General features: G+C 65.7%; 32 protein-coding genes, 4 tRNA genes and 1 riboswitch. Of the genes, 16 read left to right on the top strand and 20 right to left on the bottom strand.

Annotation, left to right across the window (positions count from 1 at the left end):
* Window positions 1-45: 45 nt before the first annotated feature.
* The gene (locus tag B9Y64_RS00180) at window positions 46-1,332 is read right to left on the bottom strand and encodes a nucleotide sugar dehydrogenase (protein ID WP_100439016.1); all 1,287 of its coding nucleotides are present in this window, start codon (window positions 1,330-1,332) and stop codon (window positions 46-48) included.
* A 143-nt stretch (window positions 1,333-1,475) separates the two neighbouring features.
* Window positions 1,476-1,910, bottom strand: coding sequence for a BLUF domain-containing protein (locus B9Y64_RS00185; RefSeq protein WP_100439017.1), 435 nt, complete (start codon window positions 1,908-1,910; stop codon window positions 1,476-1,478).
* A gap of 131 nt (window positions 1,911-2,041) precedes the next feature.
* Between B9Y64_RS00185 and B9Y64_RS00190 the strand changes: the two genes are divergently transcribed.
* Window positions 2,042-2,128 (top strand) — tRNA-Leu (locus B9Y64_RS00190).
* 56 nt (window positions 2,129-2,184) lie between these two features.
* Entirely contained in the window at window positions 2,185-2,655 is a 471-nt protein-coding gene (locus B9Y64_RS00195) for a hypothetical protein (RefSeq protein WP_100439018.1), read from the top strand.
* Window positions 2,656-2,659: 4 nt separating this feature from the next.
* Here B9Y64_RS00195 and hemN read toward each other — a convergent pair whose 3' ends face one another.
* Both hemN and B9Y64_RS00205 read right to left on the bottom strand, forming a co-directional pair.
* The gene (hemN, locus tag B9Y64_RS00200) at window positions 2,660-4,069 is read right to left on the bottom strand and encodes an oxygen-independent coproporphyrinogen III oxidase (RefSeq protein ID WP_100439019.1); all 1,410 of its coding nucleotides are present in this window, start codon (window positions 4,067-4,069) and stop codon (window positions 2,660-2,662) included.
* A 44-nt stretch (window positions 4,070-4,113) separates the two neighbouring features.
* Window positions 4,114-4,554 (bottom strand): group III truncated hemoglobin, encoded by a 441-nt coding sequence (locus B9Y64_RS00205; RefSeq protein ID WP_100439020.1) that lies wholly within the window; start codon window positions 4,552-4,554, stop codon window positions 4,114-4,116.
* 179 nt (window positions 4,555-4,733) lie between these two features.
* Here B9Y64_RS00205 and B9Y64_RS00210 point away from each other — a divergent pair, with 179 nt between their 5' ends.
* Together B9Y64_RS00210 and B9Y64_RS00215 are read left to right on the top strand one after the other, a co-directional pair.
* The gene (locus B9Y64_RS00210; RefSeq protein ID WP_014036651.1) at window positions 4,734-5,021 is read left to right on the top strand and encodes a hypothetical protein; all 288 of its coding nucleotides are present in this window, start codon (window positions 4,734-4,736) and stop codon (window positions 5,019-5,021) included.
* Window positions 5,018-6,067, top strand: coding sequence for a 4Fe-4S dicluster domain-containing protein (locus B9Y64_RS00215; protein WP_100439021.1), 1,050 nt, complete (start codon window positions 5,018-5,020; stop codon window positions 6,065-6,067). Before B9Y64_RS00210 ends, B9Y64_RS00215 begins: the two co-directional genes overlap by 4 nt.
* Window positions 6,068-6,076: 9 nt before the next feature.
* On the opposite strand, the gene B9Y64_RS00220 is transcribed toward B9Y64_RS00215, so the two are convergent.
* Together B9Y64_RS00220 and B9Y64_RS00225 are read right to left on the bottom strand one after the other, a co-directional pair.
* Window positions 6,077-6,313 carry a hypothetical protein gene (locus tag B9Y64_RS00220; RefSeq protein WP_005416001.1) on the bottom strand — a complete coding sequence of 79 codons (237 nt, stop codon included), beginning with the start codon at window positions 6,311-6,313 and terminating at the stop codon, window positions 6,077-6,079.
* 359 nt (window positions 6,314-6,672) lie between these two features.
* Complete coding sequence (locus B9Y64_RS00225) at window positions 6,673-6,876, bottom strand: hypothetical protein (RefSeq protein WP_100439022.1); 204 nt, start codon at window positions 6,874-6,876, stop codon at window positions 6,673-6,675.
* 111 nt (window positions 6,877-6,987) lie between these two features.
* On the opposite strand from B9Y64_RS00225, the gene B9Y64_RS00230 reads away from it, so the two are divergent.
* Complete coding sequence (locus B9Y64_RS00230; RefSeq protein ID WP_005415999.1) at window positions 6,988-7,389, top strand: helix-turn-helix domain-containing protein; 402 nt, start codon at window positions 6,988-6,990, stop codon at window positions 7,387-7,389.
* 22 nt (window positions 7,390-7,411) lie between these two features.
* Window positions 7,412-7,475, top strand: a riboswitch (Fluoride riboswitch).
* An 81-nt stretch (window positions 7,476-7,556) separates the two neighbouring features.
* A complete protein-coding gene (crcB, locus tag B9Y64_RS00235; protein WP_100439868.1) occupies window positions 7,557-7,949 on the top strand; it encodes a fluoride efflux transporter CrcB in 393 nt (130 codons plus the stop codon).
* A 3-nt stretch (window positions 7,950-7,952) separates the two neighbouring features.
* Here the strand turns inward: crcB and B9Y64_RS00240 are convergent, their stop codons facing one another.
* On the bottom strand, window positions 7,953-8,786 hold the full coding sequence (locus B9Y64_RS00240; protein WP_100439023.1) for an AraC family transcriptional regulator: 834 nt from the start codon (window positions 8,784-8,786) through the stop codon (window positions 7,953-7,955).
* A 134-nt stretch (window positions 8,787-8,920) separates the two neighbouring features.
* Here B9Y64_RS00240 and B9Y64_RS00245 point away from each other — a divergent pair, with 134 nt between their 5' ends.
* Window positions 8,921-9,415 carry a DUF6265 family protein gene (locus tag B9Y64_RS00245; RefSeq protein ID WP_100439024.1) on the top strand — a complete coding sequence of 165 codons (495 nt, stop codon included), beginning with the start codon at window positions 8,921-8,923 and terminating at the stop codon, window positions 9,413-9,415.
* A gap of 58 nt (window positions 9,416-9,473) precedes the next feature.
* Here the strand turns inward: B9Y64_RS00245 and B9Y64_RS00250 are convergent, their stop codons facing one another.
* On the bottom strand, window positions 9,474-9,884 hold the full coding sequence (locus B9Y64_RS00250; protein ID WP_100439025.1) for an SRPBCC family protein: 411 nt from the start codon (window positions 9,882-9,884) through the stop codon (window positions 9,474-9,476).
* 20 nt (window positions 9,885-9,904) lie between these two features.
* Window positions 9,905-10,924, bottom strand: a complete 1,020-nt coding sequence (locus B9Y64_RS00255; RefSeq protein WP_100439026.1) for an aldo/keto reductase — start codon at window positions 10,922-10,924, stop codon at window positions 9,905-9,907.
* A gap of 103 nt (window positions 10,925-11,027) precedes the next feature.
* On the opposite strand from B9Y64_RS00255, the gene B9Y64_RS00260 reads away from it, so the two are divergent.
* Window positions 11,028-11,945 (top strand): LysR family transcriptional regulator, encoded by a 918-nt coding sequence (locus tag B9Y64_RS00260; protein WP_100439027.1) that lies wholly within the window; start codon window positions 11,028-11,030, stop codon window positions 11,943-11,945.
* Window positions 11,946-12,103: 158 nt separating this feature from the next.
* Complete coding sequence (locus B9Y64_RS00270) at window positions 12,104-13,180, top strand: alpha/beta hydrolase family protein (RefSeq protein WP_100439029.1); 1,077 nt, start codon at window positions 12,104-12,106, stop codon at window positions 13,178-13,180.
* Between the two features lie 55 nt (window positions 13,181-13,235).
* Here the strand turns inward: B9Y64_RS00270 and B9Y64_RS00275 are convergent, their stop codons facing one another.
* The gene (locus tag B9Y64_RS00275) at window positions 13,236-13,505 is read right to left on the bottom strand and encodes a hypothetical protein (RefSeq protein WP_100439030.1); all 270 of its coding nucleotides are present in this window, start codon (window positions 13,503-13,505) and stop codon (window positions 13,236-13,238) included.
* Window positions 13,506-13,659: 154 nt separating this feature from the next.
* Here B9Y64_RS00275 and B9Y64_RS00280 point away from each other — a divergent pair, with 154 nt between their 5' ends.
* Together B9Y64_RS00280 and B9Y64_RS00285 are read left to right on the top strand one after the other, a co-directional pair.
* Entirely contained in the window at window positions 13,660-14,127 is a 468-nt protein-coding gene (locus tag B9Y64_RS00280) for a MarR family winged helix-turn-helix transcriptional regulator (RefSeq protein WP_100439031.1), read from the top strand.
* Window positions 14,124-14,867, top strand: a complete 744-nt coding sequence (locus B9Y64_RS00285) for a class I SAM-dependent methyltransferase (protein ID WP_100439032.1) — start codon at window positions 14,124-14,126, stop codon at window positions 14,865-14,867. Before B9Y64_RS00280 ends, B9Y64_RS00285 begins: the two co-directional genes overlap by 4 nt.
* A gap of 176 nt (window positions 14,868-15,043) precedes the next feature.
* Here B9Y64_RS00285 and B9Y64_RS00290 read toward each other — a convergent pair whose 3' ends face one another.
* On the bottom strand, window positions 15,044-15,757 hold the full coding sequence (locus tag B9Y64_RS00290; protein WP_100439033.1) for an ArsR/SmtB family transcription factor: 714 nt from the start codon (window positions 15,755-15,757) through the stop codon (window positions 15,044-15,046).
* Window positions 15,758-15,861: 104 nt separating this feature from the next.
* Here B9Y64_RS00290 and B9Y64_RS00295 point away from each other — a divergent pair, with 104 nt between their 5' ends.
* Window positions 15,862-16,512 (top strand): flavin reductase family protein, encoded by a 651-nt coding sequence (locus B9Y64_RS00295; RefSeq protein WP_100439034.1) that lies wholly within the window; start codon window positions 15,862-15,864, stop codon window positions 16,510-16,512.
* A 7-nt stretch (window positions 16,513-16,519) separates the two neighbouring features.
* Here the strand turns inward: B9Y64_RS00295 and B9Y64_RS00300 are convergent, their stop codons facing one another.
* From B9Y64_RS00300 to B9Y64_RS00315, 4 genes are all read right to left on the bottom strand, one after another.
* Entirely contained in the window at window positions 16,520-16,741 is a 222-nt protein-coding gene (locus B9Y64_RS00300) for a hypothetical protein (protein ID WP_238379821.1), read from the bottom strand.
* Window positions 16,742-16,828: 87 nt separating this feature from the next.
* A complete protein-coding gene (locus B9Y64_RS00305) occupies window positions 16,829-17,251 on the bottom strand; it encodes a GNAT family N-acetyltransferase (RefSeq protein ID WP_238379822.1) in 423 nt (140 codons plus the stop codon).
* 170 nt (window positions 17,252-17,421) lie between these two features.
* Window positions 17,422-17,919: a GNAT family N-acetyltransferase gene (locus B9Y64_RS00310; RefSeq protein WP_100439036.1), complete on the bottom strand. Its 498-nt coding sequence runs from the start codon at window positions 17,917-17,919 to the stop codon at window positions 17,422-17,424.
* A gap of 51 nt (window positions 17,920-17,970) precedes the next feature.
* Window positions 17,971-18,489, bottom strand: coding sequence for a DUF998 domain-containing protein (locus B9Y64_RS00315; RefSeq protein WP_157804463.1), 519 nt, complete (start codon window positions 18,487-18,489; stop codon window positions 17,971-17,973).
* A 320-nt stretch (window positions 18,490-18,809) separates the two neighbouring features.
* Here B9Y64_RS00315 and B9Y64_RS21840 point away from each other — a divergent pair, with 320 nt between their 5' ends.
* Window positions 18,810-19,730, top strand: coding sequence for a hypothetical protein (locus tag B9Y64_RS21840; protein ID WP_157804464.1), 921 nt, complete (start codon window positions 18,810-18,812; stop codon window positions 19,728-19,730).
* Window positions 19,727-20,215, top strand: a complete 489-nt coding sequence (locus B9Y64_RS21845) for a hypothetical protein (protein ID WP_157804465.1) — start codon at window positions 19,727-19,729, stop codon at window positions 20,213-20,215. Before B9Y64_RS21840 ends, B9Y64_RS21845 begins: the two co-directional genes overlap by 4 nt.
* Window positions 20,216-21,096: 881 nt before the next feature.
* Here the strand turns inward: B9Y64_RS21845 and B9Y64_RS00325 are convergent.
* The 3 genes from B9Y64_RS00325 to B9Y64_RS00335 all read right to left on the bottom strand — a co-directional run bounded on the left by B9Y64_RS00325 (window position 21,097) and on the right by B9Y64_RS00335 (window position 21,530).
* Window positions 21,097-21,170, bottom strand: a tRNA-Cys gene (locus B9Y64_RS00325).
* A 66-nt stretch (window positions 21,171-21,236) separates the two neighbouring features.
* A tRNA-Gly gene (locus B9Y64_RS00330) sits at window positions 21,237-21,312 on the bottom strand.
* A gap of 142 nt (window positions 21,313-21,454) precedes the next feature.
* Window positions 21,455-21,530 (bottom strand) — tRNA-Gly (locus B9Y64_RS00335).
* Window positions 21,531-21,658: 128 nt separating this feature from the next.
* On the opposite strand from B9Y64_RS00335, the gene B9Y64_RS00340 reads away from it, so the two are divergent.
* Together B9Y64_RS00340 and B9Y64_RS00345 are read left to right on the top strand one after the other, a co-directional pair.
* Entirely contained in the window at window positions 21,659-22,060 is a 402-nt protein-coding gene (locus tag B9Y64_RS00340) for a hypothetical protein (RefSeq protein WP_100439039.1), read from the top strand.
* Window positions 22,053-22,502, top strand: a complete 450-nt coding sequence (locus B9Y64_RS00345) for a hypothetical protein (protein ID WP_100439040.1) — start codon at window positions 22,053-22,055, stop codon at window positions 22,500-22,502. Before B9Y64_RS00340 ends, B9Y64_RS00345 begins: the two co-directional genes overlap by 8 nt.
* A gap of 2 nt (window positions 22,503-22,504) precedes the next feature.
* Here the strand turns inward: B9Y64_RS00345 and B9Y64_RS00350 are convergent, their stop codons facing one another.
* Both B9Y64_RS00350 and B9Y64_RS00355 read right to left on the bottom strand, forming a co-directional pair.
* Entirely contained in the window at window positions 22,505-23,425 is a 921-nt protein-coding gene (locus tag B9Y64_RS00350) for an HlyD family secretion protein (RefSeq protein WP_100439041.1), read from the bottom strand.
* The gene (locus tag B9Y64_RS00355) at window positions 23,422-24,150 is read right to left on the bottom strand and encodes an ABC transporter ATP-binding protein (RefSeq protein WP_100439042.1); all 729 of its coding nucleotides are present in this window, start codon (window positions 24,148-24,150) and stop codon (window positions 23,422-23,424) included. The genes B9Y64_RS00350 and B9Y64_RS00355 overlap by 4 nt, the downstream gene beginning before the upstream one ends.
* Between the last annotated feature and the right edge of the window lie 4 nt (window positions 24,151-24,154).

Raw genomic sequence — 24,154 nt, forward strand, 5'->3', positions numbered from 1 at the left:
GGTTGCAACTGCCTGCGAGTCTACCGCGCCGGATGCCACCGTCGCTTACAGGCGGCCGTCAACCACATTGCGTGGCCAGGCCGATTTCACGTCGTAGACGATGCCACCGGGCGCCAGCAGCCCACGGATGGCCGCGTCATCCAGGGCCTTGAACCGGGCATGGGCCACTGCCAGCACGACCGCGTCGTAGCTCCCCGCCGCCGGCTCGGCCAGCCAGTGCACGCCCGCGTCGGCCAATGCCGCCGGGCCGACCCAGGGGTCGCTCACCTCGACCTGTGCACCGGCATCGCGCAGGCGCTGCGCCAGTTCCAGCGCGCGGCTGTTGCGCAGGTCCGGGCAATCCTCCTTGAAGGTCACGCCCAGCACCAGGATGCGCGACTGCCCAGGCGCGCGGCCGCGTTCGGCCAGCATCGCCAGCACCCGCGACGCCACGTGCTCGCCGACGCGGTTGTTGACCTGCCGCGCGGTGTGGATCAGGTCCGGGTGGTAGCCCACGCTCTCGGACTTGTGCAGCAGGTAGTACGGATCCACGCCGATGCAGTGGCCGCCGACCAGGCCCGGCCGGAATGGCAGGAAGTTCCACTTGCTGCCGGCAGCGTCGAGCACGTCCTGGGTATCGATGCCGAGCCGGTCGAAGATCAGCGCCAGCTCGTTGACCAGCGCGATGTTGACGTCACGCTGGATGTTCTCGACCACCTTGGCCGCTTCGGCCACGCGCATCGAAGGCGCCGGGAAGGTACCGGCGGCGATGATGCGCCGGTACAGGCCATCGATCACCGCAGCCACTTCCGGTGTCGACCCCGAGGTGATCTTGCGGATATCGGCCAGGCGCCGCTGGCGGTCGCCGGGACTGACCCGCTCAGGGCTGTAGCCACAATAGAAATCTTCGTTGAAGCGCAGCCCGGAGACCTGCTCCAGCAGCGGCACGCAGACCTCTTCGGTGGTGCCGGGGTACACCGTGGACTCGTAGATCACCAGGTCACCCGCGCGCAGATGGCTGGCGATCAGCCGCGTAGCCGAACGCAGCGGCTCCAGATCGGGCTGCTCGTAGGCATCAATCGGGGTCGGCACGGTGACGATGTAGACATTGCACGCATCGAGCAGGACCGGATCGCTGCCGTACTGCAGCTGCCGCGCACTGGCCAGCTCATCGGCCTCCACTTCCAGCGTATGGTCCTGGCCATCGCGCAGCTCGGCGATGCGCCCGGCATCGATGTCAAAGCCCAGCGTCGGCCAGTGCCGGCCGAAGGCCACCGCCAACGGCAGGCCGACGTAGCCCAGCCCGATCACCGCGAAACGCGGGGCCTCCGCTGCCGCCAGGGGCGCGCTCACTGGCGCATCCCGTGCAACGGATGAAATCGCATGCGTGCTGCCAGGGCCACGGCCGACCTACTCATTCGCTGTGCCACTCCAGGCAGATCCACACCAGAAAGGCTACAGCCTAACGGCCCGGGTGCCCGGCCGCCAAGGCAGGATCAGGAGCCCAGTGCGACCGCGGCCGGTTCCAGCTCACCATCGGCGCCGGTCCAGGCCTGCAGCAGGCGCTCGAAACCACCGCTGCCAAGCAGGAAACCCGGCCATGCCGCGTCGACGATCTGTGCCAGCAGGTCCGCATCGATGCGCCGGGTCCCCATCGACCAGCGCGGAAACGCCCGCTGCGCCACCGGCGCGCGGCACAACACCTTCAGCTGGCCATGGCTGCGCGCATTGACGATGCGCTGGTACACCGAATCGATGCCGTCCTCCGGGCCTTCCAGGTACTGCAGGAAGCGGCTGCCATCGAACATCAGCACACCTGTGACACCGGCGACACGGTTGAATGCCGTGGCATCGGCAAGCAGGCGGTCAAGATCGGTTGTCTGCAGTTCGGCGCGGGCCTCACTGGCATAGGCAATCGCGTGCAGCGACATCGGACGGCTCCCCCCCTGGGAACGATGGCTTGGACTATGACATGAATGGGAGCGACAGTTAAGCACGCCACCACCCCAGCGCCATCCGGCTGCGATTCCGCAGCTGAGCTACAATCGGCGCCGCGCTGCAGGCCCGGATGGCGAAACTGGTAGACGCATCGGACTTAAAATCCGCCGGGGGCAACCCCATGCCGGTTCGATTCCGGCTCCGGGCACCAACATCGCAGTGCGCTATGGCGTCCGCCCCACGAGGCATTGCACAAGGAACCCGCGCATGAAGCTGTCCACCCTGATGCTTCCCCTGCTCTGCATCGCCAGTGTTCCGGCGTTGGCGCAGTCGTCGCTGAGCCAGCGCGTGACGTCCGACACCTCCCGGACGGAATACAGCGATGGCTCCACCGGTTCCAGCAGGCGCGACATCTCCGGGAACGTGTCCAGCCGCTACAGTGATGGCAGATCGTCTTCGACGAGACGGCTCGACATTTCCGGGGACACCCGCACCGGATACAGCGATGGCAGCTATTCGACCTCGAGCAGGGACATCTCCGGCAACGTCCGCACCCGCTACAGCGATGGCAGCACCTCGTACTCGCGCACCGATGTCGGTGGCAGGACCCGCACCGAGTACAGCGATGGCAGCTACTCCACGTCGTACACCGACATCGGCGGCCGGGTCCACACGACCCACAGCGGGCATGGCATGGCCGCCCGGCATCCGGAGCGCGGCGTCGGCAGGAAGCGCTGAGCCGTCAGATCGCACGCGAGTAGCGCGGCTGCTCGTGGGCGGCACGCAGGTACGGGTCGAAGCACATCGCCAGCAGACGCAGCAATGGCCGTCCCGGCTCGCTGGCGCGCACGACACCGTGGCGGTATTCGGCCAGGCCGTCGTCCTGCAGCCGCTGCACCGAACGCAGGTCTTCGGCGAAGTACTGCTCGAAATCGACGCCATGGCGCTGGCCCAGCAGGGCACCGTCCACTTCGCCCTGGCACATCAGCTGCTGGATCAGCTCCGCGCGCAGCTGGTCATCGGCGCTCAGCGCCACGCCGCGCCAGACCGGTAGCTGGCCCTGGTCCACCGCATCCTCCCACGACGGCAGGTCGCGCGGATTCTGGCTGTAGGTGGCACCGATATGACTGATCGCACTCACGCCCAGGCCGAGCAGGTCGGTGTCGGCGTGGGTGGTGTAGCCCATGAAGTTGCGATGCAGCTGCCCGGCACGCTGCGCGCGTGACAGATCCTCTTCCGGCAACGCGAAATGATCCATGCCGATGTACTGGTAGCCGGCCGCAGAGAGCTTCTCCACCGCCAGGCCCAGCAGCGCCAGCTTGTCTTCCGGCGTGGGCAGGCGGCTTTCGTCGATCTGCTTCTGTGCGCGGAACAGATGCGGCAGGTGTGCGTAGCCGTACACCGCCAGGCGGTCCGGGCGCAGCGCCAGCACCCGTTCCAGGGTGCGGCCGAATCCTTCCAGACTCTGTCCCGGCAATCCATAGATCAGATCGACATTGACCGAACGCATGCCGCTGTCGCGGCAGGCATGCAGGATGTCCAGCGTCTGCTGCACGCCCTGTATGCGGTTGATCGATTCCTGCACGTACGGATCGAAATCCTGCACGCCCAGGCTGGCCCGGTTGAAGCCCAGCCGCGCCAGCATGGCGACATCGCGGGTATCGATGAAGCGCGGATCCAGTTCGATCGAAAAATCGCGCTGCGGCGAGTCGCTGAAATCGAAGCGGCGGCGCAGGCCTTCCACCAGCGTGGTCATCGCCTCGGCATCGAGGAAGTTCGGCGTACCGCCGCCCAGGTGCAGCTGAATGACCTCACGACCGTCCTCGAACTGCGGTGCCAGCAGGTCGGCCTCGGCCAGCACGCGCGAGACGTAGCTGTGACCCCGGCCGCGATCGCGGGTGATCACCCGGTTGCAGCCGCAGTAGAAGCAGGGACTGGAGCAGAACGGCACATGCACGTACAGCGACAGCGCGCGGGCCAGCTGGTTGCTGTCGGCGATCGCCTGGCGCAACGCCGGCGCATCGAAGCCATCGTGGAAGTGCGGCGCGGTCGGGTACGAGGTGTATCGCGGCCCTGGCCGGTCATGCCGGCGCAGCAGGTCGGGGTCGAAGGTCCAGGCCAGGCCACCGGCAGCGGGAGAGAACGTGTCCATGCCACCAGCATCGCGCCGGGCGGCCGTGACTGCCTTGACCCAGATCAATCCCGGGTGGGGATTCCCAGCACCGGCAGGCCGACCTGCGGCCAGCGCAACATCTGGTAGCGCTTCCAGAAGGTGTCACCGATGCGTGCGGCCACGTCGTTGGCCAGCTCCTGCATGGGCGGGTTGGCGCACTCGGCGGTGGTGATCCGGAACAGCACCAGCCAGCGGTCGAACAGGTCCTTGTCCAGCTCGATGGCCATGTGCTTGGACATCGGCGAGCCCTTGAAGCGGCGTGTGCCGCGCAGCATCGCCGACCAGAAATCGACCAGCTGCGCGAGGTGTTCCGGCCAGTCGTGGACGTGCGCCTCGAATACCGGCCCCAAGCGCTCTTCTTCGCGCACGCGCGCATAGAAGTCGTGGACCAGGCGGGTCACTTCCTGCTCGGTGCACAACCCAGGCGAGGCGACGGGAAGGGCAGATGGCGGTATTGCGTTCATCGGGGCACCCAAAGCTTGCCGGCAGTGTGCCGCAGCCGGCCGGCACCACCGTTGATCCAGATCAATGTCGGCGCAGTCCGCTGCACCTAGGCTGGCACGCTTGCAGGAAGCATGCCCTGCGGATGCTGCGCCAGCCCCGGCGAAGTATACGCGCCGCCCTCATTCCGATCCGGGACAGCATGAACAGACCCTCTCCCAGCCGACGCCAGCAGCTGATCCAGCACTGGGGCGCCATCCTCTGGCCCAGCTTCATCGCTGCGGGCCTGGCCAGCGTGGTGTTCTTCGCCTTCGTCGACCCACTGCGGTTGCAGGCGATCAGCTTCCCGGGCACGGCGATCAGCCGCGAACTGGGCTATACGGCGGGATTCTTCATGTTCTGGTCGGTGACCGCACTGTCCAGCGCGGTCACCTGGTACCTGCAGCGGCCCATGCCGAGCGATGACGACGACGAGCTGCCGCTGGGATGAGTACGTCCTGCACTGGAATCCCACGCCCCTGGCGTTGGCGCGGCGCGCTCAGCGTGTTCCTGCTGGCCCTGTTCTATGCCATGCCATGGTTGCGCTGGAATGGGCACCAGGCCCTGCTGCTGGACATCAACGCACGGCGCTTCGACCTGTTCGGCTGGACGTTGTGGCCCGACGATGTCGGCGTGCTGATCGGGATGCTGGCGGTGCTGGCGATAGGCCTTGCGCTGCTCACCCACCTTGCCGGCCGCATCTGGTGCGGCCACGCCTGCCCGCAGACGTTGTGGCGCCGTGCCTTCGACTGGATCGCACATGGCATGGCCCTGGTCTTGCCAGTGCCGGCCGTGCGCCCTGCCACCCAGGCGGCCTGGGGACTGCTGTCGTTGTGGACCGGCATCACTTTCGTCGGCCTGTTCAGCCCGATCAGGGAGCTGCTGGGCGCTGCGCCACACATTGGCTGGAGCGGCTGGGAAACGTTCTGGGTGCTGTTCTATGCCGCAGCTACCTGGGGCAATGCCGGGTTCCTGCGCGAGCAGGTGTGCCGTTCGCTATGCCCGTTCGCGCGCATGCAGCCACTGCTGACCGATCCGCATACGCCTCGCATGTTGTACGACGCGCGCCGCGGTGAACCGCGCGGCATGCGCCCGTCGGGCCACGGCGGCGTGCTCGGCCGCGGCCGCGGCCTGCTCGACCCGACCACCGCACAGGACTACGTGTTCCGTGCCGCGCATCCGCTGCTGGCTGGACCGATGCCCACCTTCAGCGCCGACCGCCTGGGCGACTGCACCGATTGCGCCGCTTGTGTCAGCGCATGCCCGATGCAACTGGATATCCGCCAGGGACCGCAGGCCGATTGCCTGGCCTGCGGCGCCTGTCTGGACGCGTGCTCGCGACAGCAGCACCAGGCCGGTTTCGGCCCGGGCCTGGTGCGCTACTGCAGTCCGCAGGCAATGGCCGGGCAACCGCGGCAGTGGTGGCGACCGCGGACCCTGGCACTGCTGTCGATGCTGCTGGCGCTGTTGGCCTGTGGCGCCTGGCGCCTGCTTTGAATCAACGGGTCAACGCGGCCCGTTGGCGTGCGGTGGTACCAGCTGCGCACGTCGGACGATGCCGAGCTGCTCGATGATCAGCGCCATTTCATTGGTGACTTCGGTACGCTCGGTCCCCTGCGGAACCAGGCGGTCCAGCACCTGCTGGTAGGTATCCCAGAACGCCGGACCGCATCCGTGTTTGTGATAACTGGCTTCCAGTTCGCGGCGTACCCGTTCAGCCAAGCCATGCATGCCGTATTCCATACGACCTCCGTTGGACTTGTTCTGCATCGTTGACGGTCTACCGACTCACTTGCGAGCTACTGAAAGACTCCCGGGCTTCACGTCCGGTTGATTCCAATTAGTCATAGATTTCACGACAGGTCAATTACATACAGCGACTTTCGTGATCGAAATTATTAATCGTTCACGAAACCACATACGGGGAGACGGGGTCCCCGGATGGGTCGGACCCGACACACTACCCGATCCCCCCGCCCCCTGCTCCGGTAGACACGACCAATGGCGAAGCGCCGCGCCATCGAAATTACCTATATTGCTAAGCATACTTAGCAAACAACGCTTAGAGTGCTGTATGCGACAAAATGCGGCGCCGGTAAGGTTTATTCGGCCTGCGTCACCCCAGTCACCGGGAACAGATCGGGATAGCGCTGATGCAGGATGTACTGGCGTAGCGCGGGAATTGGGGTGTTCTTGGGCCATTGCGACACTGCGGATCGGCTTATGCCAAAGAAGTGCGCCAGTTCGGCATCGGTGCGGAAACCCAGCCGCGCGCGCACCTGCCGCTTGCTCCAGAATTCGGTCACGGTCGGTCCTTTTGTTAACCAGACTTATTCTTGGAACAAGAGATCTTTGCGATCCACGGGTTAAGCTGGCTTGCATAGATGAATACTCTCGGCCAACGACTCGCCATTGCCATGAAGAAAGCCGGGCACCCTCGCCCGGCCGATCTGGCCCGCGCCGCCGATTCGACGACGGCAACCATCAGCAACTGGCTCAACGACCATGTCAGCCCCGCCCATGTGAAGGCCGAACAGCTGTTCCGCATCGCCGATGCGGCCAAGCTGGACGCCCGCGAACTGCTGTATGGCGTGAGCGGGCTTGGCGTCGGGGAACGGGGCAATACCTATATCCCCAGCCAGGCCCATCTGGATGTCTGGCAGGACGCCTACGAACTGGTCAGCCATCTGGTCGAGGAGAAGGGGCTGGAGATCGACCATCGCCGCCACGCGGCACTGGACCTGCTGGCCTTCGAACTGCTGATGGACGGCTTCAGCCGGAGCAAGGTCATCCGCGTGCTGACGACCTCGATGACGTGAACGCACTACCGCTGGTAGCATGATCATCGATGGGGATGGGGCTCCCCCGATAACCGCCTGAAAGGGCTGATGGCTCCTGCCAGGACGAACCGGTGTTCGTCGATGGCAGGCCGTGCCTGCCCTCGGCGTTCGCCATCGAATCAGCGAACCCGTACCCGAGGCACGTGATGCACGCATTCAACAACTACTTGCTGGTCTTCATTGGTGGCGGGCTCGGCGCCTGCCTTCGCCATGCCTGCAACCTGATCGGCGCGCGGGTGGCGGTCGGCAGTCCCTGGCCATGGTCGACCTTCCTGATCAACATCAGCGGTGCGCTGCTGATGGGCGTGCTGGTCGAAGCCTTCGCCATGCGCAATGGAGCCTCCCCACAGCTGCGCCTTCTGCTGGCCACCGGCGTCCTCGGCGGCTACACCACGTTCTCCACCTATGCGCTGGAAATCGGTCTGCTGCTGCAGCGCGGCCAGCACGGCCTGGCAGCGCTGTACGCCGGCGGTTCGGTGGCACTGGGCCTGGTCGGCCTGTTCGGTGGCATGAAACTGGCCCGGCTGGTGCTGGGCTGAGGCTCAGGCCACGCCGGCGCGGGCCTGTCCGCGCCATTCCCGCGGCGACTGCCCGGTGTGCGCCTTGAACGCGCGCGACAGCGCTGCTTCGCTGCCGTAGCCCACATCGTCGGCAATCCGCTTGAGCGGCCTGCCCTGACGCAGTGCCTGCTGTGCCAGGCCCACCCGCCAGCCCTGCAGGTACTGCCCGGGCGTGGTGCCCATCGCCTCGCGGAAGCTGGCAGCAAACACGCTGCGTGACATGCCGGCGACCTCGGCCAGGTCTTCCAGGGTCCAGGACTGAGCGGGCGCTTCATGCATCGCCACCAGCGCCAGCCGCAGCCGCGGATGCCCCAGCCCGGCGAACAGGCCACCACGCATCTCGCCACCTTCCATCAGCTGGCGCAGCACCTGGATCATCACCACCTCGAACAGCCGGTTGACCATCGCCGCACGCCCGCAGCGCTGCTCGAAGGCCTCTTCGAACAGCAGCTCCAGCGCCGCGTTGCCGCCGTAGAGATCCACCAGCGGCATGCAGATGAAATCGGGCAGCGCAGCGCTGATCGGGTTGAGCCGACCGCCCTCGAAATGCAGGTTGGCGCAGGCCATGTCGGCGCCGTGCTGCGGATCGGTGCTGAACCGATGCGGCATCGGCCGCGGGTACAGCAGCAGGCTGGGCTCCTGCACCTGCACGGTCTGCTGGCCGTGGCTGACCTGCAGCGGGCCACGTCGCACCAGGTGCAGCTGCCCGGCTTCATCCTCACCCTCCAGCGTGTTGATGCCGCACAGCGCGCCAGCATGGAACACCGAGGCGGTGACCGCGAAACGTTCAAGCAGAATGGCAAGGCGGTCGACCATGGCGGGACTCCGGATCAAGCGAGATGATCTCGATCCAACAGATCGTATCGGAATCAACACGGGAAAGAACGGCACTGGCCGCCTCGTTGCTCGGGCGCTATACAGGCCGCACATCCCCGCGCATGGAGGCACCGATGTCGCTCCGCATCGCCCTGGCCCTGTTGCCGCTGCTGCTCGCGGCCCCGCACGCACAGTCGGCCTCACCGTCGAAGATCGAACACCTGGCCTGGCTGGCCGGTTGCTGGCAGCTGGATGGCCAGCCTGCCGGTGCTGGCGAACAGTGGTCCACCCTGGCTGGAAATACCCTGTTCGGCAGCAGCCGCAGCCTGCGTGACGGCCGCACCGTCGGTTTCGAATTCATGCAACTGCGCCAGCATGACGACGGCCGCCTGGTGCTGACCGCCCTGCCCTCCGGGCAGAACGCCACCGACTTCAACGCCACCCGGGTCGATGCCAACGAGGCGGTATTCGAGAATCCGGCCAACGACTTCCCGCAGCGCATCCGCTATCGGCGCCTCGACGGCCAGCGCGCACATGCGCGCATCGACGTCGCGCAGGACAACCCGGAGCAGGCAGTGGACTTCCCCATGCACCGCGTTGCCTGTGGTGGACCATCGCCCACCCACTGAAATGCAGACGCCCCGGACCGGCCGGGGCGTCTGCACGGAATCGACGCAACGCAGGCCTTTACCCGGCCAGCGTGGATTCCAGCGCCGCCAGGCCGTCGCGGTAGATACCTTCAAACAGCGCGGACGCTTCTTCGTCGCTGACGCCCGCCGGGGTGAACTCACCGGACCAATCGATCCTCGAACCACTGCCCTGCTCGACCACACGCAGGGTGGAACGATAGCCGGTGACCGGGAACGGTGCCTGCAGGATCGAGTAGCTGTAGCTGTGACCGGCCTGGTCGAAGGCTTCCAGGCGCTCGACGATGGCATCGCCATCGGGATTGGCCAGATGGCGTACACGGCCGCCTTCGCTGAGCGTGCTGCGGGGAATGTACGCAAGCCAGTCGGGCAGCGAACCGAAGCCGCCGATGAGTTTCCAGACCTGATCGGCCGGGGTCGGAACGGTGATGGATACAGAAGCAGTTGCCACGGGATGGTCTCCTCGGGGGCTCAGATGGTGTCGATCGGCAGCGGGGCGTTGGGGGCAACCAGACCCTGGGCGCGCAGTTCCTGCCAGAACCCGGCCGGGATGACTTCCTTCAGCGCGGCGTAGTCTTCGGCGATGCGCCCGGGACGGCTGGCGCCTGGAATCACGGCAGCCACGGCCGGGTTGGCGAGCGAGAACTGCAGGGCGGCCGCCTTGATGCTGATGCCATGCCCGGCCGCGATGGCCTTGATGCGCTCGACCCTGGCCAGGATCTCCGGCGACGCCTTCTGGTACTCGAAGTGGCTGCCACCGGCCAGCACGCCGGAACTGTACGGGCCGCCGACCACGATGCCGGTGTTGCGCTCAGCCGCCTTCGGCATCACCCGCTGCAGCGCACGCTCGTGGTCGAGCAGCGAGTAGCGGCCGGCCAGCAGGAAGCCATCCGGACGGGCTTCGTCCAGGTCCAGGGTCAGCTCGATCGGCTCGACACGGTTGACACCCAGGCCCCAGGCCTTGATCACGCCTTCCTCGCGCAGGCGCGTCAGCACCTTGAAGGCGCCGCGGCGCGCGGTCTCGAAGTAGGACAGCCACTCATCGCCGTAGAAGTCCTGGGCGATGTCGTGCACCCAGACAATGTCGAGGCGATCGGTCTTCAGGCGCTTGAGGCTGTCGTCGATCGACCGCAGGGTGGCATCGGCCGAGTAATCGTTGACCAGCTTGTTGGGGCGGCCGGCGACGAACAGGCCGCCCTTCTCGCCGAGGTCGCGGGCGCTGGTGTCTTCCACTTCGTCCAGAACCAGGCGGCCGACCTTGGTGCTGAGCACGAAGTCGTCGCGGTTGCGCCTGGCCAGCGCGTCGCCGAGCCGGATCTCGGCCAGGCCGGCACCGTAGAACGGGGCGGTATCGAAATAACGGGTGCCCTGCTCCCAGGCCGCGTCCACCGTGGCCTGGGCCTCGGCTTCCGGAATGTCACGGAACATGTTGCCCAGCGGCGCGGTACCGAAGCCGAGGGTCTTGCCGGCCAGCAGATTGTTGATGCTCATGGGGTTCCCTTGGGGGAGGTTGTTGAGGTTGAGGCACAGGCTAGGCTTGCCCGATAAGACTGTCCAAGACATAATTTATCCATCTTAAGTCCCTGAAGGTCTCATGCTCGATCTCCGCCAACTGCGCTACTTCGTGGCCGTCGCCGAGGACGAACACGTCGGCCGTGCCGCCGAGCGCCTTCACATCTCCCAATCCCCGCTCAGCCGGCAGATCGCCCAGCTGGAGGAACGGCTGGAACTGCAGCTGTTCGAACGCTCGCAGCAGCGCATCCGGTTGACCGCTGATGGACGCACCTTCCTGGCCGAGGCGCGGGCACTGCTGACCCACGCCAACCGGCTGGAATCGCTGGCACGCCGGCTCGGCCGCGGCGATGAAGGCGGCCTGTGCATCGGCTACCTGGAGTACGCGATGCACTCCGGCGTGTTGCCCACCGCCCTGCGCGAACTGCGCGGCGACCGTCCTGCCGTGCACATCGCGCTGTACAACCAGCAGTCGGACGTGCAGTTGGAAGGCCTGCGGCAACGCAGCCTGGACATCGCCCTGGTCTGCGAACCACCCGCGTTCGACGATCCGGACCTGGAAGCCACGCAGGTGCTGAACGATCCGATGCTGCTGGCCCTGCCGGCCGGCCACCCACTGGCCAGTGCCGAGACCATCACGCCCGATGATCTGGCCAGCCAGCAATGGATCGGCGTGATGCACAAGGAAAGCGCGCTGCGCCATGACACCTTCATCGCCGCCTGTGCGAAGGCCGGCTTCACCCCGGCCATCGCCATGGAAGCGACCGAGCCCTTGGCCGCGCTCGGCCTGGTCGCCGCCGGGCTGGGCCTGACCACCCTCCAGTGCAGCCTGGACCACCAGGCACCGGAGGGCGTGGTGCTGCGCGAGCTGCCGTGGTTCAGCTACCGCACGCCGCTGTGGGCGGCCTGGCACCGCGTCAACCTGCGCCCGCTGGTCGAGACTTTCCGCAGGACGCTCGTGCAGACCGCCACCGAAGGCAAGCCGGCCTTCACCGATTGAACCGACAATGTCGGTCGATGAGAGAGGTTGCATGTGCAGGGCCATGCAACCCGCGCAGAACGCAGCACGGTCGACCGCCAACCCCCTGCGGCAGTGCAGCGCGCGCAACGTTTCGCGGGCATCTATGCTCGGCGGCATTACCGCGTGGAACGACCCCGATGCGCCCCTTGCTTCGATGTGCCCTCGCCCTCGGCCTGCTGCTGCCAACGGCGGTAGTGCCGGCTGCACCGCCCACTGCGGCACGCACGCTCAGCGGCGAACTGCAGGGCGCACCGTGGCGGCTGGATGTGCCGGCCAACTGGAACGGCGACCTGGTGATGCTGGCCCACGGCTACGAACCGGTCGGCGTGCCGCGCACCGCCCCCATGGCGGCCAATGACAGCACCGTACCGCTGCTGGACGCAGGTTACGCCGTCGCGCAGAGCGCCTATGCCAGCCAGGGCTGGGCGGTGGCCGATGCGATCACCGATATGGAACGCCTGCGCCAGCAGGCCGTGGGCGAACTCAAGCATGTGCGCCACACCTGGATGCTGGGATTCTCGATGGGAGGTGCCGTGACCATCGCCAGCCTCGAACGCTTTCCGCACCACTACGCCGGCGGTGTTTCACTGTGCGGTGCCAATCTCAGTGGCGAACAGCTCGCGAGCGATCTGCTGACCACGCTGGTCGCATTCGATTATTTCTTCCCCAAGGTCGATGGGCTGCCGTCCGCCGGCCTGGTATCACCCGAAGCCGCCGCGCTGCCGCAGGGCGCGTTGTACCAGGGCATCGCCAATGCACTGCAACGCGATCAATCACACGCCGCGTTGCTTGCGCGGCGGCTGCAGGTCTCCCCGGATGCGCTGGCCGGCACGATCAGCCTGCACGCGCTGGTCCTGCATGACTTGGCCACGCGCAGCGGCGGCATGCCGGTCGGTAACCCGGGTGTGGTGTACAGCGGATTCGGTGACGACGCCGCGTTCAATGCCGGCGTGCGGCGCATCGATCCCGAGCCTGCGGCACAGGCGCATGTCCGCAACACGCTGGCCATGACCGGCGCAATGAAACGACCGCTGGTGATCCAGTTCAATCACAACGACCCGACCATCGTGCCGCACATGCAGACGGTGTATCCGCAGCTGGCCGCGCGCGCCGGTGCCCGGCCACTGCCACGCGTGCTGCCGCCGGTGGGCGATGGGCATTGTGGCTTTTCTGGCGCGCAGGTTGTCGAGGCGCTCAAGGCAGTGCAACGCTGAGTCCACCGCCTGTCCCCTGCTTCCGACCGTGCGACCGTAACCACAAGGGGCGGCGTCAGCCGCCCAGCGTACCCATGGTGAAGGTGTAGCCGGAGTTCATCAGGAACTCGCGCATGCGCATTTCCGCGCGCCGCGGGGAGGCCAGATTGGCCGGTGCATACAGCGCGTAGACCATGCCCGCACCTTCGATGGACTCGCGGCGCACCCCGCAGTGGCGGGTCTCCGAAGCGACCACCCATCCATCCTTCAATCGATCTGGTCCGATCGACTGGCCATTCATCAGCCGGAACGTCAGCCAACGTACTTCCACAGAAGATTTGCTCATTGCCGGCGCACCACCAGCGTGCCGCGATCGTTCATGTCCTTGCTCGCCATTGCAGCTCCCTGAGACCTGGAACTCGACCATAGCGCCTTGCCATGTCGCAGGTGGCTGAGACTGGCCCTTGAAACTGCATTAGGCCTAATGCATATTGCCAGCCATGAAACACGCCGCCGGGCTGGGCGAACTGCTTCGCTACACCGCCGAACTCGTGGACCAGGGGGCCGAACAGGTCTACCGGGACATGGGCCTGAACTACCGCGCGCGCTACACCCCGGTGATGCGCGCCCTCGCCGGCGGCGCCCGCACTGTGGGCGAAATCACCGAAGCCAGCCGACTCACCCAGGGCGCGATCAGCCAGACGGTGGGCCTGATGATCGAGCAGGGGCTGCTGCGGCGGCAGCCGATGGCCGAAGACGCGCGCAAGAGTGCACTGGTCCTCACCGCTGAGGGCCAGGCACTGTTGCGCCGCCTGGAGCCACACTGGTCGCTGATCTTCGAAGCCATCGGCAGGTTGGAAACCGAGATCGGCCATCCACTGCTCGATGCCCTCGAAGCCACCGCGCGCGCGCTGGAACAGCGCGACTTCGCACAACGCCTGACCGACGTACGGGGACTGCATCAATGAGCCCACAGAACTGGTTCGACCAGGGCGGCCGCAACTACGCCGCACACCGTCCCGACTATCCCGCCGCACTGGCCGGTTTCCTTGCGTCGTCATGCAGCGCGCGCGCATTGGCGATTGATGTCGGTTGCGGTAATGGCCAGCTCACCTGCCTGCTCGCACCGCACTTCGATGCCGTGCTGGGCATGGACCCGAGCGCGGACCAGATTGCCAACGCTGCGCCTGCCGCAGGCGTCAGCTACCAGCAGGCCTCGGCCGAACAGCTGCCATTGGCGGATGCCAGTGCCGATCTGATTGCCGTCGCCCAGGCCGCGCACTGGTTCGATCTGCCGGCCTTCTACGCCGAAGTGCGCCGCGTCGCCGTGCCCGGTGCCGTGCTGGCGCTGGTCAGCTACGGCACACCGCAGCTGGAGGCCGACCTGCAACCGCGCTTCGCCCGTTTCTACGGTACCGACATGGGCAGCTACTGGCCGGCCGAACGCCGCCTGGTCGACAGCGGCTATGCCGACCTGGCGTTTCCGTTCGACGAATTCGCCTACCCCGCATTGGCGATCGAGCGCGACTGGAACCTGGCCGAGACGCTGGGCTACTTCAGTACCTGGTCGGCGGTGCGGCGCGCGCGCGAAGCCGGCCAGCAGGCACTGCTGCAGGACTACGCAGACGAACTCGCCACGCATTGGGGCGACCCGCAACAGCGCCGTGCGATCCATTGGCCGATCAACATGCGGATCGGCCGGGTATGACCGCACCGCCGTTGTGGAGATGAAGGCCGGCCTGCGTCATGCGGAATCGCAGATGGTCAGCGAACGCCAGCAGATGCCGGATGCCGCGCCGGAATGGGGGGCTTCGATCGAAGCTGATCGTCGACGTCGCACGCTTCCCGCGGAAGCTGGAACGTTGAGGCTGGCGCGGTCGCCCGTCAGCCGCCGAAGCTGTGGATCGAAAACAGGCGCGCAAAGGCGGCCTGCCCTGCCGGGGTGATCCGCAGCTCGCGCCGGTTCTCCACCCTTCGCAGCCAATCGTTGTGCAGGAAACTGTCCAGCATCGCTTCCCCGACCATACCGGCCAGGTGCGGTCGTCGCTCGGTACAGTCCAGGCAGCCCCGGCAGTGCCGCGCAGGCTTGGCCGCCCTCGGCTGCTGCAACAGATCGGCCAACGGTTGCCCGATCTGCTGCAGGAAGGCCGCTCCGGCATCGGTCACCTCCCAGTGCGCCGCCTGCATGCGCACATGCCCTGCGTGCAGCAGATGGTCGGTGATCGCCACCGCGTGCACGCCGGCCAGATGCCGGTAGCAGGAACGCGCCTGGCGCAGCGCCGGCATCCTGCGCGATGCCGAAGCCGTACAGGACGGCGTGCGGTCGGCAACGCGCAGGATGCCTTCCAGCATGTCGGCAACCTCGTGCGAGGCGAGCCGGTGGTAGCGGTGGCGCCCCTGCGCGACAGCAACCAGCAGATCGCCCTCGACCAGCCTGCGCAGATGCGTGCTCGCCGTCTGCGGTGTCACCCCGGCCACGCGTGCCAGCTCCATCGCGGTATAGGCACGTCCATCCATCAACTGCAGCAGCATGGCCGCGCGCGCCTGGTCACCGACCAGGGCACCGACGCTGACAAGGGAACCGGAGGTGTGGACCATGCCCGCATTGTGGCACGCCGTTGCGGGCCGACAGTTCGATGCAGGCCGAAGCGTCGGCCCCCGCTGCCAAGGCACAGTGGCCCCCCGATACCGCAGGGACTGCAATGAAAGCCACTTCGATCCCCCGCCGCCGCATCACCCCTTCGGTCCTGTACCCGGGCACGCCGGTGCTGCTGATGACCACGCTGAACGACGACGGCAGCAGCAACATCAGCCCGCTGTCTTCGTTCTGGGCCTTGGGCAACCGGGTGGTGCTCGGCCTCGGCGTGCAGGGTCAGGGCTATCGCAACCTGCAGCTGCGCAACGAGTGCGTGCTGAACTTCCCCTCATCCGCGCAGGCCGCACAGGTCGAGGCGATCGCGCGGGCAACCGGCTGCGAGCCGGTACCGGCCGCCAAACAGGCGATGGGCTACGTGCACGTCCGCGACAAGTTCGCGCTGGGTGGATTCAGCGCGGTCGACTCGACCCACGTCGCACCGGTGGCGATTGCCGAGTGCCCGTTGCAGGTGGAAGTCAGCGTGATGGCGATGCACCCGCCCGGCGAGGACGATGGCCAGGGCTTCGTGATCGTCGAAGGGCGGATCCGTTGCGTGCACGCGCACGAAGCGATCACCGTGACCGGCACCCAGCACATCGATGTCGCCCGCTGGAAACCGCTGATCTATCTGTTCCGCCACTACCTGGGCGTGAGCGATCCGGTCGGGCACAACTTCCGCGCGGAAACGTCACCTCCGCTGCGTGCTTCCGCCCAGTGACGACGATTCAGCGCGTGGTCGCCGGTGTGTTGTTGAGCTTGTCGCGTACCGAGCGCTCACGGTAACGGCGGGTCGAAGCATACTGCTCGCGTGCGTTCGCCATCTGCGTATCGGCCGCGACCCGTTCCGCACTCAGCGATTGCTGCAAGCTGGCGATCTGTGCGCGGATGCCCGAATCCTGGGTTGCCCCGGCCAATGTGGCGTTGGTCGTGGCCAGTTGCCGATTCAATTCGGCGATCTGGCGCCCTACCTGCTGGCCTCGCGATTCCAAGCGCCACGATGCGGGGGTTTGGCCGCAACTGCACGCAGGTGCCGTCTACACCGTTTCCCCCTGCAGATCGAGCACAGCGGTGGTCCATCGCCGCGCGCCCAAGGCGGCAACCATGCCGCCTCGATAGACGAACCGGCGGGCCTCGCCCTCTTCAATGAAGCAGGTCTCGTTCTGCATCGGCTCATAGCCGGCGGAGGCGTAATGCCGATGATCCAGGGCGAACAGCACCGCAAACGCGATGCCGTGTCGACGCAGCTCGGCATGCGTTGCCTCGATCAAGCGCGAGGCAACGCCCCGTCGGCGGGCATCAGCACGCACCACCACGCCGCCGATCATGCCGATCCGTTCCGCGTTGCCGTCCAGCAAGACGTTGCGTTCGTACAGTGCGAGGTGGGCGACCACCTGATCGCCTTCCAGGGCCAGGGCCAGCGCGACCGGCCCCGGGGTGGCGTAGCCGTCGCCCTGCATGTCCGGGAAAGCGCTCCGCACCAGCTCCACCGCCTGGCGACGCTGCCCGGGTACAACCTCATCCCAGCTCGATACCTGTACGTGCATTGCCTGCGCTTCATGCATTGAGGGGGTACACCATCGTGCCATGGAACCACGCCCCTGCCCGCGCCGTATGACAGCAGGCCCCCTCAGTGCAGCGATACCCGGTACGCGACCAGATCCGTGTACCCGCCTGCGCGCTTCACCGCCTGCGGCTCCCTGCCGAACACAGTGAATCCCAATGATTCGTACAATCTGCACGCGGCAACATTGTCCGCCAGCACCGTAAGGGTGAGCGATTCAATGCCCTCCGCGCGCGCAGCCGCGAATGCCGCGAGCAACAGCTTTCGCGCGATTCCCTGGCCGCGATGGCCCGCATCCACATGGACACTGTGCACCTCTGCGGTATGCCGGCGTGCGATGCGGTCCGGGCGCACGTAGCGCAGGAAGCCGACAAGAGCGCCTTCAACGAACGCACCGAAATAACGCGTCCGGGGATCAGCCAGTTGGCCCTGCATCACCTCCGCGGTGTCTTTCTCCGCCTCGGCAAGCGTCGACAGGAATGCCGCGGGAGAGTCACGAAGGGCCCGCAATCGCGCAGCCCAGAGAATGTCCGCATCATTGCCGGTCAGTGGCCGGAGGGTCATGCCAGGTGCCTGCAGCCGTTCATGCGCAGGGGCCAGCGTAACAGCCCCGCCTCAGCGACGGAGGTGCCTCTGCCGCAGTTCCAGCGCCGCAAAGGAGTACCAGCCGAACGCCGGCAGCAGCGCGATACGCTGGGTCAGGCCATGGTACGGCTGCGGATCGAAGCCGGACATCATCAACCACAGATAGGCCATGCCCAGCAGCGATGTGGCCGGGGCCACCCAGGCCATGCGCGGGGACGCATCAGCGCCCAGCGCTGCCTGGAACAACAACGGCGTCAGGATCGAGAAGATGCCGATGGCATACATGCCGTGCAGCGGGCTGCCCGTGGTGAAGGCACCGTTGCTGAACATCGCCACGCCGAACAGCGTGGAGGTAAACGCGGCGAGCGCGAAGCGACGCCCCCATCCCAGCAGCGCAAGGCTGAAGACAATGATGGCCGTTCCACTCAGCATCGATGCGACCTGCACCGCTCTGGCCGGCAGGCCGGGCATCAGCCCCAGTTCGCTCAGGTGCTGGGACAGGGAGTGATAGCCAGGCACGGTGAGCGCGAATGCGATCAGCGCCAACATGGCGCCCAGCGGAAGGTACTGTGCTTGCCGGATTGCCATATCACGCACGGAACCCACCTCCATCGGCCAAGGAACGCGGACGGTAGCAGGGGGCCGTGCACAGGCATATATGCGGTTTGGCAGGGGGCATCGCGCAGGGCGCGGTGCAGAAACAAAAGAACCGTGACCAGAGTCAGGCCCCCAATATAAACACACCATGAACAATCCTTGTCCGGGTGCGGGGGGAATGGTCACCAACCCACGTTAATCGCAGTGGACAGAATCGAGACTTCAGCCGACGCCCCCCCCCTCTGCCCTGGCCGTGCCACCTGGAGATCGGAATGCAGATTGAGTCTCGAACCGCTGGAACACCTTATCGACGCCGTCTGTTTTCCTTTTCCCTTGTCTTCTTCGCAGCAACGCTAACCGCCTCTTGTTCAAGGCCGGAAGGAACGCCGGTTCAGCCGGAAACCGGGACAACACCCCGATCAGAACGGCCTTCCTCCGCAGCCCATCTGCAGACTGCAACACCCAGCCTGGATCCATTCGCAGGGGGAATCGTCGCCGCGCAACAGCTCCCGAAAGTTCCATTCGCGGATCTTTACCCCGCGCTTCTTGCAAGAGCGGAAGCGGGTGACTCCGAAGCGAAGCGCCAATTGTTCCTGGTCCTGAATGAGTGCCGCACGAATGTGCAGCTTCACGAACCCTCTTACGGCACCGACACAATCGTTGATCCGGAACTACTCAGATCTACAGGGATGACCCGCGAGCAGTTCCTGGCCGATCAGCAACGTCGCTCCCTCCTCAGCACAGACCGAACGCTTGAGGAGTGCGCGGCATTGCCGGCAGGTGCCATCGGGGATGCAGCCAAATGGTTGGCAGAAGCGGCTGAAGGTGGAGACGCCTATGCCCAACTGACCTACTTCAACTACGCCGATCTGATTGTTGGCCCGCCCAAAGAACAGCTCAGATCACCGGACAGAGTCGAAGAGTTCAATGCCAACTCAATGAGGTATCTGCTGGGGCTGGCTGACCAGCGAATCCCGGAAGCATTCGACTCTCTGAGCTCGGCCTATGAACTGGGAATCATCACGCCCAAGGATGTGGTTCGCGCCTATGCGTACAAGAAGGCTGCTGGAGACATTGCACCGACCCCGGGAAACGAGAGAGCGCTGCAGATAATGGCCAAGGGCATGACCCATGAACAGATTTCGAAAGCGAAACAGCTAGCTCCGCAACTGGCCCAAAGGAGTGTGAAATGAAAGGAAAGCTGGTCGTAGGCTGCCTATTGGCGCTACTGGCAATGATGTCGATCTATGTCGTTGCGCAGTCGAGCCCAGGATCCCGGAAAATTGGATCCCATGGCTGTAGTACATGTGTACTTGGATATCCCAGACCTGACTCGCAAACGAAGAACACGCTGATCAGCATCCGCGATTCATTCAACCTTGGAAAAACATCAAACCAATGGATTGCGGTCGGCGACATCATTACCGTCTGCAATGGATCAGCCTGCGTCGACTATCAGGTGACCGTTGGCGGGGACGGCTATCTCGGCGTAAAGAATGAGCCCCAGACCACTACGCCGCCCCCACGAACTGGCGGTGGTGGCGGCGCTGGCAGCGGCGGTCGAGCAGGCGGCACTGGCGGAGCCAATCCGGGTGCCGGATGCTACGGCAACTGTGGCGGAGGGAGCGGCAACGTCAGCGTAGGCAAGCCCAAACCCGTGGTGATCAAGCCGATTTGACCCTTCAAGCAAGGAGCGGCCCCCCCTGCCCTACTCTTGAGGATCGCCCTCACATCGGGCCGAACGCCAGACAAAAAAGCCCTGACCGGAGTCAGGGCTTTTCATTTGGATGCCTCAAGCGGTATCGAGTCGAGGGCAGGTCGGGCAGCGGCTCAAGCAGCTCGCTGGGCGTGGTGTCCAGAAGCCTCGCCACCGCCGCCCGCGGGCGCAACTCGGGGTAAGCCGGACCCTGCACCAGCGTTCGGCGCAGCGCTTGTCCTGGGCGATGCTGGCGGCCGGCGAGCCACCAGCCACGGACTACCGCGTCAGCTACGCGTTGAACACGCCGCGCAACAATCGCGAGGACATGCTGCAACTCGAATGACGCAGCGTGGGGCCTGACTCAACTCCCTGGCGTGGCGCTGCTGAGGCGCCACGATTGAGCTACCTACTGCCTGCTGCGGCGAGGTTGATAGGCCTTGTGCGACGCACATGGCACTTTAGAAGTGTCAACTTCGAGATGTACCATCCAAGCGTCACTTCATAAGGACATAAGGCATGGGTGGTTTCAGCATCTGGCATTGGATCATCCTACTGGCGGTCATCCTGATTCCGGTAGGCATCATTGCAGTAGTGCTTGGCATCCTGCGCCGCCGCAAGAAGTGAAGCGTCAATCAAAAGCGCAAACAAGAAGGGGCCGCGAATGCGGCCCCTTCTTCTGGAGACAGTGATCCAGCACTCCGTCGGCGGATCATGTATTCAGCGGCGCAAACCTTAGCGACGCCGGCGCTACTGCAGGTAGTTGCCTTGATAGTACCCGTCGAAGACGGACCAGATGCCGACATGGTTGCACCGAGGCCCCAGGCAAAAAAAAGCCCTGACCGGAGTCAGGGCTTTTCATTTGGAGGCCTCAAGCGGAATCGAACCGCTGTAAACGGATTTGCAATCCGGTGCATAGCCACTCTGCCATGAGGCCAACGTACTGCGCGCCAGGAACAGAGCCCTGACAAGACAAAACCCCAAGATGGGGCCTGTCGGAACATGGAGCGGGAAACGAGACTCGAACTCGCGACCTCAACCTTGGCAAGGTTGCGCTCTACCAACTGAGCTATTCCCGCGTAAGCCGACATGGTACCGGAAATCCGGGACACACACCAGCGATTTCACCTTTCTGACTGCGCGCAAAGCCTTGTGGCCCAACGTGCCCCGCCTTGCCGCGGCGGGAGAAAAACAAGGCCCCTACCGGGGCCCTGTAGAATCTGGAGCGGGAAACGAGACTCGAACTCGCGACCTCAACCTTGGCAAGGTTGCGCTCTACCAACTGAGCTATTCCCGCAGATTCTTCGACCTGCGTCGAAGGAGCGCTATTGTGTCCAAATTCCTTCACGCCGTCAACAGTCTTCACATCATGCGGTCACGAGCGTCCGCACTGGAGTACGCTGCCCCGCCCAGCCCCGTGCGCCCATGTTCCTTCGCGGCAAGCCCCTGTTGATCGCCCTGCTGCTGCATCTGCTGGCAGCGCTGCTGTACTGGGCATTGATTCCGCTGGGGATGCGCTGGTATCGCGATCATTTCGGCGTCACCTCCCATCGCGACATCGGCCTGGGCATCGCCCAGTTCCATCTGTTCTGGATGTTCATCGGCACCCAGCCGCTGATCGCGGTGCTGCGGCCGCTGTTCTTCAAGCTGCTGGTGCTGGCCATTCCCCTGGCATTCGCGGCCTGGACACTGATGCACAACCACCCGCTGCGCCTGCTGTACTTCACCGTCGGGCCCGGCCTGCTGGCACTGGCCGCGATCGTCGTCTCCGTCTGGTATGCATCACGCAACCGCCCGCCCGTCACGAAGGACACCGCCAATGCCTGAGCGCTACGTCCGATTCTTCTGGCTGCTGGTCGCACTCACCTGGTTCGCACTGATCGCTGCGCTGGTCAATGCCGGCTTCACCCCTGACTACTGGCTGCTGCATCACCTGGAAGGCGCGGAGCTGCCCTACCCGACCAGCACCGTCATCGTGTTCGCGTTGCTGGGCACTGTCGAGCTGGTGGTGGCCGCCCTGATCGTGCGCCCATGGAAACTGAAGCGGCTGTGGCTGCGCCTGCTGATCGCCTTCGTCCTGCTGCTGGCCTGGTCGGTGCCGTGGATGCTGTCGGCCATGCACCAGCCACCGGTGCACGGCATGCACCTGCTGTGGTTGCTGCTGCTGGACGTGGGCCTGCTGCTGGCGCTGTGCATGGTGTCGGCGGTGAGCGCATGGCGGGCGCTCAGGCGCCGAGGGCGCGCGGACACGCCCCCGCTGCAACGCTAGATTTACTTGCGGAACTCCACCCGCACATGCTGGCCGAAGCGCGCCTTGGCCTCACCTTCAAACTCCAGCACGCACTCCACCACCTTGGCCACGCCACGCCCTGCGTCTTCAGGCAGGCGTGCCTGCGCGAACACCGGGCTGATGCGAACCACGCGTGCCGGCGGCAGCGTCGCGGTGTTCTCGGCACCATCGCTGTCCGGCACCACCGTGGCCTGCATGCCCACCTGCACGGCGTCGGCGTAGGCCGCGCTGAGTTCGGCGCGCACCTGCAGCGGGCGCGCCGGCAGCAGTGAGATCGCCGGCTTGCCGCCCTGCACGAATGCGCCCAGGCCCGGCACCTGGCCGACCACGGTGCCTGCTTCCGGTGCGCTCAGCGACATCTGCTGCAGTTTCAGCCTGGCGTGCTCCAGCTTGTGCTGGGCTATGTCGACCTGCGCCCCGGCCACGTCGGCATCGGCGCGCACGCCGGCCAGCTGCTGCTTGGCCGCATCGGCCTGCTGGTTGGACGACACGCCTTCGCTGGCGCCGGTGGACAGGCGGGTGGCGTTGCGCTCCAGTTCGCGCAGCTGCACCTGGCTGCCCTTCAGGCGATCATTGGCCAGGGCCAGGTCGGCGGTGGCCATGGCCACCTCCTGCTGCAGCAGGGCGCCATCCAGCGACAGCAGCAGCTGCCCCTTCTTCACCGTGGCGCCCTCCTTCACCGGCGCGGCGGTGATCGAGCCATCCACCGGTGGCGCCAACGCGATCAGGCCGCCCTCGACATCGATGATGCCGCGCGCGACCGCAACCTTGCCTGCGGCGGTTGCGGCCGCCTTGCCCGAAGGCGCCGGTGCGGGCGCGGGCGCATCCCTGGAACAGGCGCCGAGCAGCAATGCCGCGGACAGGGCCAGGCTGAGGGGAAGCAGGTGCGACGTCTTGGTCATGGGGCGGACTCTACAGTTTCGTTCTGGCGGCGGTCATCACGGACCATGCCGTCTTCCATGGCGATCACCCGATCGGCATGCCGGATCAGGCGGGGATCGTGGCTCACGCACAGCACGGTGGCGCCATGCGCACGTGCGTAGCGATGCAGGATGTCGATCACGCGCTGGCCATTCTCGGCGTCCAGCGCGCTGGTGGGTTCGTCGGCGAAGATCAGTGTCGGCGACTTGGCGAAGGCGCGGGCCACCGCCACGCGCTGCTTCTCGCCGCCGGACAACTGCGCCGGGCGCATGTGGCTGCGATGGCTGAGGCCAACTTCTTCCAGCGCCTTGCGGGCCAGCGGTTCGCTTTCGCGATTGCGCATGCCACGGTAACCCAGTGGCAGCTGCACCTGCTCCAGCGCGGTCAGCGCCGGGAACAGGTTGAAGCCCTGGAACACGAAGCCGACATGGTGCAAGCGGAAGCGCTCCACCTCGCTGCGACTCATATGCCCCACGTCCTGGCCGAGTGCATGCACGCGCCCACCATCAGGTGCGGACAGGCCGGACAGCAACGACAGCAGCGTGCTCTTGCCACAGCCGGACGGGCCCGACACCAGGGTCAGCTCGCCGGGATAGATGTCCAGCGAAAGCCCGCGCAGCACCGGCACCTGCACATCGCCGGACATGAAACCCTTTTCCAGTGCCTCGGCCTGCAGGGTCGGGGCGACAGCGCGTGTAGAAGTCATCGGC

It is taken from the genome of Stenotrophomonas maltophilia, assembly GCF_002799245.1.
Lineage (GTDB): Bacteria > Pseudomonadota > Gammaproteobacteria > Xanthomonadales > Xanthomonadaceae > Stenotrophomonas > Stenotrophomonas maltophilia_S.

Coding starts and splice junctions, on each gene's coding strand:
- B9Y64_RS00315 (WP_157804463.1), bottom strand. CDS start 18,489: ATGTTGGCGCTGATCGCATTCGCGCTCACCGTGCCTGGCTATCACTCC.
- B9Y64_RS00245 (WP_100439024.1), top strand. CDS start 8,921: ATGTCGCTCCGCATCGCCCTGGCCCTGTTGCCGCTGCTGCTCGCGGCC.
- B9Y64_RS00220 (WP_005416001.1), bottom strand. CDS start 6,313: ATGGAATACGGCATGCATGGCTTGGCTGAACGGGTACGCCGCGAACTG.
- B9Y64_RS00260 (WP_100439027.1), top strand. CDS start 11,028: ATGCTCGATCTCCGCCAACTGCGCTACTTCGTGGCCGTCGCCGAGGAC.
- B9Y64_RS00230 (WP_005415999.1), top strand. CDS start 6,988: ATGAAGAAAGCCGGGCACCCTCGCCCGGCCGATCTGGCCCGCGCCGCC.
- B9Y64_RS00355 (WP_100439042.1), bottom strand. CDS start 24,150: ATGACTTCTACACGCGCTGTCGCCCCGACCCTGCAGGCCGAGGCACTG.
- B9Y64_RS21845 (WP_157804465.1), top strand. CDS start 19,727: ATGAAAGGAAAGCTGGTCGTAGGCTGCCTATTGGCGCTACTGGCAATG.
- B9Y64_RS00350 (WP_100439041.1), bottom strand. CDS start 23,425: ATGACCAAGACGTCGCACCTGCTTCCCCTCAGCCTGGCCCTGTCCGCG.
- B9Y64_RS00215 (WP_100439021.1), top strand. CDS start 5,018: ATGAGTACGTCCTGCACTGGAATCCCACGCCCCTGGCGTTGGCGCGGC.
- crcB (WP_100439868.1), top strand. CDS start 7,557: ATGCACGCATTCAACAACTACTTGCTGGTCTTCATTGGTGGCGGGCTC.
- B9Y64_RS00195 (WP_100439018.1), top strand. CDS start 2,185: ATGAAGCTGTCCACCCTGATGCTTCCCCTGCTCTGCATCGCCAGTGTT.
- B9Y64_RS00240 (WP_100439023.1), bottom strand. CDS start 8,786: ATGGTCGACCGCCTTGCCATTCTGCTTGAACGTTTCGCGGTCACCGCC.
- B9Y64_RS00295 (WP_100439034.1), top strand. CDS start 15,862: ATGAAAGCCACTTCGATCCCCCGCCGCCGCATCACCCCTTCGGTCCTG.
- B9Y64_RS00205 (WP_100439020.1), bottom strand. CDS start 4,554: ATGAACGCAATACCGCCATCTGCCCTTCCCGTCGCCTCGCCTGGGTTG.
- B9Y64_RS00340 (WP_100439039.1), top strand. CDS start 21,659: ATGTTCCTTCGCGGCAAGCCCCTGTTGATCGCCCTGCTGCTGCATCTG.
- B9Y64_RS00275 (WP_100439030.1), bottom strand. CDS start 13,505: ATGAGCAAATCTTCTGTGGAAGTACGTTGGCTGACGTTCCGGCTGATG.
- B9Y64_RS00210 (WP_014036651.1), top strand. CDS start 4,734: ATGAACAGACCCTCTCCCAGCCGACGCCAGCAGCTGATCCAGCACTGG.
- B9Y64_RS00185 (WP_100439017.1), bottom strand. CDS start 1,910: ATGTCGCTGCACGCGATTGCCTATGCCAGTGAGGCCCGCGCCGAACTG.
- B9Y64_RS00280 (WP_100439031.1), top strand. CDS start 13,660: ATGAAACACGCCGCCGGGCTGGGCGAACTGCTTCGCTACACCGCCGAA.
- B9Y64_RS00270 (WP_100439029.1), top strand. CDS start 12,104: ATGCGCCCCTTGCTTCGATGTGCCCTCGCCCTCGGCCTGCTGCTGCCA.
- B9Y64_RS00305 (WP_238379822.1), bottom strand. CDS start 17,251: ATGCAGGGCGACGGCTACGCCACCCCGGGGCCGGTCGCGCTGGCCCTG.
- B9Y64_RS00310 (WP_100439036.1), bottom strand. CDS start 17,919: ATGACCCTCCGGCCACTGACCGGCAATGATGCGGACATTCTCTGGGCT.
- B9Y64_RS00345 (WP_100439040.1), top strand. CDS start 22,053: ATGCCTGAGCGCTACGTCCGATTCTTCTGGCTGCTGGTCGCACTCACC.
- B9Y64_RS00290 (WP_100439033.1), bottom strand. CDS start 15,757: ATGGTCCACACCTCCGGTTCCCTTGTCAGCGTCGGTGCCCTGGTCGGT.
- B9Y64_RS00285 (WP_100439032.1), top strand. CDS start 14,124: ATGAGCCCACAGAACTGGTTCGACCAGGGCGGCCGCAACTACGCCGCA.
- B9Y64_RS00255 (WP_100439026.1), bottom strand. CDS start 10,924: ATGAGCATCAACAATCTGCTGGCCGGCAAGACCCTCGGCTTCGGTACC.
- B9Y64_RS21840 (WP_157804464.1), top strand. CDS start 18,810: ATGCAGATTGAGTCTCGAACCGCTGGAACACCTTATCGACGCCGTCTG.
- hemN (WP_100439019.1), bottom strand. CDS start 4,069: ATGGACACGTTCTCTCCCGCTGCCGGTGGCCTGGCCTGGACCTTCGAC.